Genomic DNA, 4,182 nt, shown 5'->3' on the forward strand with positions numbered 1-4,182 from the left:
GAAATCGCCGCCGTGGCAGCAGCCCTCAATGCTCGACCGAGAAAGACCTTAGGCTGGAAGACGCCGGCAGAGGCGCTTGACGAATTGCTGCCATGAGGGAAAAAGTCTGGTGTTGCGACGATCGATTGAATCCGCCCAATATGCTTCGGCGGAGTATCGCAAGATGATGCAGTCCGCCGGTTTTCGGGCCTCGATGAGCCGCAAGGCCGATTGCTATGATAACGCGCCGATGGAGAGTTTCTTTCACACGCTCAAAACAGAACTCGTCCATCACCAGCATTACGAAACACGTGAGGAAGCCACACGTGATATCTTTGCTTACATCGAGGGCTTCTATAATCGAAAGCGTCGTCACTCCGCCATCGGCTATATCAGCCCGATCGAGATGGAGCTAAAAGCCGCTTAACTCTGTCCATTTTTTCGGGGGAAGATCATTATTTCGCGATGCTCATCTCCGCGTTGATAGACGATGTCTGTCCAATCGAGCTACTATCCACGGGCAGCTCCCATTTGTTCAACAGTTGGGCATAAGTGCCATCGGCTATCAGCTGGTCTAGCGCCTTCTTAAGCGCTTCCCCGAGGTCCTTATTCAAGAATGCCATTCCATACATGATCTTGGTCAGGGGCTTTCCAATAGTCGCGTATACGTTTCCCTCAAGCTTATTTGTCTGTATCAGTGAACCTGCGCCCGTAAACCCGGCATCCACACGTCCCTGTTTCAACATCAATTGTTGTTCTGGTGTACTGTTGGCGCCAACCTGGACCACAGCAGGCCTACCTGTCTTGGAGCAATTTTCCTCGCTCCATCTTTCAACTGCTGTGGTCATTAGTGTGCTACTGCGCGAGTTAGCTACACGTTTTCCGCACAAAGCGTCGTGGCTCTTGAATTGATCCGCGTTCGCGCTGAGTGTGAAAAAGAAGTAAGGGTCGTAAACGAAGTCGATGAAGCTCACACCGTGTTCGCGCCTTTCGGGTATGTCCCCTATTACCCCCGCCCCGTAGATATCCACGCGTCCAGTCTTGAGCGGAGCAAAGCTGGCTAGCTCCGCCCAGTTGAATTCAACAAAATTGACTTCCGCGCCCACTTTTTTGGCCATAGCTCTGACTAGGTCAGTGTCGAATCCCATCAGCTCGCCAGATTTCGGATCCTTAAATTCGAATGGCGCATAATAGGTAACAGTACCCGCATTAATAACCTTCTTTGCATTCTGCGAGCAAGCCTCGCCAGCGGCTAGGCTTGCGGCGAGCGCGAGTCCGCTCATTACGAGACGAGTTGCGATTTTCAGCGACATAATTGGTCTCCCCTCTGCGTCATTCGAAAGAATCTGCGGTACGCCGAGTCAACCCAGCACCGCTGAGATGAACTCTCGAGTGCGCGCGTGTGTCGGACTAACGAGAATCTGGTGGGGAGGCCCGCTTTCAACTACGAGCCCATGGTCCATAAACAGAACTTGGCTTGCAGCTTCACGCGCGAAGCCGAGTTCGTGCGTAACGACCACCATCGTCATTCCCGATCGAGCGAGATCGCGCATGACCGCGAGCACTTCGCCAACCAGTTCGGGATCCAGTGCGGAAGTGGGCTCATCAAACAGCATAAGCGTCGGCTTCATCGCCAGCGCCCGCGCGATTGCCACACGCTGTTGTTGCCCACCAGAGAGTTCGATCGGGTATGCGTCACATTTATGCTCAAGGCCGACACGTTCGAGCAATTCACGACCGACTGCTTCGGCTTGCCTACGTTGGACTTTGAGTACTTGGGTCGGACCCTCGATAACATTTTCCAGAGCCGTCTTGTGCGGAAACAGGTTGAACCGCTGAAATACCATGCCCGTCGCAAGTCGCTGTCGTGCGATCTGGCGCTCCGAGAGTTCGTATAACTTGTTGCCTACACGACGATAGCCGACCAACTCCCCGTTAATCCACAATGCCCCGCGATTGATAACTTCCAGCTGATTGATGCAGCGCAGGAACGTGCTTTTCCCCGAGCCCGATGGCCCTATCACGCAGAGAACCTCGCCGCGGTTGATCTCCAGATCAATGCCCTTCAGTGCCTCGAACGACCCATATGACTTGCGCACGTCAACGGCCTTAAGGACGGGATTCATCTCGTTTGTTCCGGCTAGCGTGACTGAGCAGCCCGCCCTGCGCCGCGGGCGAAATACCGCTCAACTCGAGTCTGCAAAAAGGAGAGAACCGTGACGACGACTAGGTACCAAAAGGCCGCTACAAAAAGCAGTTCGATGACCCTGCCGTTTACGTAGTAGATGGTCTCTGACACATACATAACCTCGGAAAATCCAATTACGCTGGCCAGCGACGTCCATTTGACCATACCGATAAATTCGTTGCCGATCGGAGGCAGGATCACTCGCATTGCTTGAGGCAGGACTATTCGGCGCAACGCTTGGAAACGGTGCATTCCGATTGCGCGCGCGGCTTCATATTGCCCATCATCGACGGATAACAGACCGGCGCGCATCACTTCGGATGTGTATGCACCCTGATTGATCCCCAGTCCAAGCAGTGCCGCAACAAGTGGTGTCATCACGTCCACCGTGCGGATTTCGAACAATCCTGGAATCCCAATAATTGGAAACACCAGCGCAAGATTGAACCACAACAACAGTTGCAGCAACGAAGGGATGCCGCGAAAGAGCCATACATAAGAAAGCGCCGCCAAATTGATTATCGGACTAGCCGAAAACCGCATGATTGCAAGGGTCACGCCTAACGCAACACCGAGCAACATTGCCAGCACTGCCAGCAAGACCGTGTTGCCGAGTCCGATTAGGATGTTCCGTGCCGTGAGGTATTGCCCTGTAACAGACCACGCGATTTGCCCATGAGCGAACGCCAGAATGATCCACAAAGCTACCGCGAGAACCACCGCAGCGCCGAAATAACGACCCACCTGCCTTCGAGGCACGCGCTCGAATTGAGACAAATCTTCTATCTTACCGCCCTGATCGCTTTTCATTAACAGCTCACATATTTCAAGCAACAAACTATGGAGTCCGTTCCTTCGGGCTTAGTGCACTATCAGCTGTTGCGGTGCATGTGTAAGGCGTTCGCACTCCCCCTCTGTCACAAGCACGGTTTCTCCGAGTGACATCGCAAGACCGGCACTCTCATCCTGCATGATCATGTGCATGAACAGCACCATGCCGGGTTCGATGGGCAGCGGATTCCCTGTGTACATGAAAGGTTCTTCAGCCCAGGACGGCGGGTAAGTGGCGCCCAGGCTATAACCGCAAGCGTTGAGAAATTTCCCGCTGAACCCTGCCGCAGTCAGCGTGCTGGCCTTAGCGTCGAAAATGTCGCCAAGTGTGCGCCCCGGCTTCGCCACCTCTTCGCAGGCCTCCAGCGCGTCTCGACATGCCTCGAACATCGAATGGTGCCGCGGATTGACCTCACCGATCACGACGCAATGCATGAGGCAGGCGTGATAGCGTCGATAGGCGGCGCCGAACTCGTGAGTGATCTGATCCTTAGCAGCAATATGGCGGCGTCCACTATGATAGCGATACAGTAGCGCCGTCTCCCCGCTTCCCATCGGCCAAGCACCGGAACCCGGCGGGTCGCCATCTTGACGCATCACAGCGCCGTAGATCGCAGCGTAAATGTCGCCTTCGAAAGTTCCTGGCACAGACAACCGGTTGGCTTCAGGGAGCGCCGCGTCTGCGAGCATTGCGGCTTTGCGTACATACACGATCTCCGCTTCGCTCTTTACCCTGCGTAAGTCATCGACAAGCGCGGACGCGTCTTGAAGACTGCAGAACCCTTCAAGGGCTATATCAAGCATCTTGCCACGCTGCGCCGACAGCCCCACCGCGTGATATTCTACGCCAATTTGCCTTCCGCGCATTTTGCGCGCGTCAAGAAAGCGCCTAATCTCTTGCGCTGGATTCACGCCAGCTCGGTCAATCCAAATGTCGATGTCGGAAATGATCGAGGTATAACGGGCCAGGGCAGCATCGGGTGCCCGCGTCAACAGCGCCAAGGTTCCGTCAATTCCAACGAACAAAGTCTGGAAAGAGAGATAGCCGAGCCGGTCGAAGCCGGTGAGGTGATACATGCTTTCTTGTTTAAAGAGGAGGATTCCATCGAGCTTCTGCTCTTGGAGCTTGCGGCGACACCGGTTCAATCGACTGTCGAATTCGTAGCGGGTGAAATGAAGTCCCA

The 4,182-nt window shown here is 54.6% G+C and carries 4 protein-coding genes and 1 pseudogene; 1 reads left to right on the forward strand and 4 read right to left on the reverse strand.

The features are described from left to right. Positions 1-130 precede the first annotated feature (130 nt). Positions 131-406: pseudogene (locus tag Q3C01_RS44630) on the forward strand (IS3 family transposase); the annotation flags it as partial. 28 nt (positions 407-434) lie between these two features. Here Q3C01_RS44630 and Q3C01_RS44635 read toward each other — a convergent pair. From Q3C01_RS44635 to Q3C01_RS44650, 4 genes are all read right to left on the reverse strand, one after another. Continuing rightward, a complete protein-coding gene (locus Q3C01_RS44635) occupies positions 435-1,292 on the reverse strand; it encodes a transporter substrate-binding domain-containing protein (protein ID WP_458151700.1) in 858 nt (285 codons plus the stop codon). A gap of 48 nt (positions 1,293-1,340) precedes the next feature. Next, positions 1,341-2,105: an amino acid ABC transporter ATP-binding protein gene (locus Q3C01_RS44640; RefSeq protein WP_458151702.1), complete on the reverse strand. Its 765-nt coding sequence runs from the start codon at positions 2,103-2,105 to the stop codon at positions 1,341-1,343. A 14-nt stretch (positions 2,106-2,119) separates the two neighbouring features. Next, a complete protein-coding gene (locus Q3C01_RS44645; RefSeq protein ID WP_458151704.1) occupies positions 2,120-2,977 on the reverse strand; it encodes an amino acid ABC transporter permease in 858 nt (285 codons plus the stop codon). Between the two features lie 51 nt (positions 2,978-3,028). Continuing rightward, positions 3,029-4,182, reverse strand: a 1,154-nt coding sequence (locus Q3C01_RS44650) for a M24 family metallopeptidase (protein WP_458151705.1), incomplete at its 5' end; no start/stop codon positions are given.

The organism is Bradyrhizobium sp. UFLA05-109, assembly GCF_054185165.1.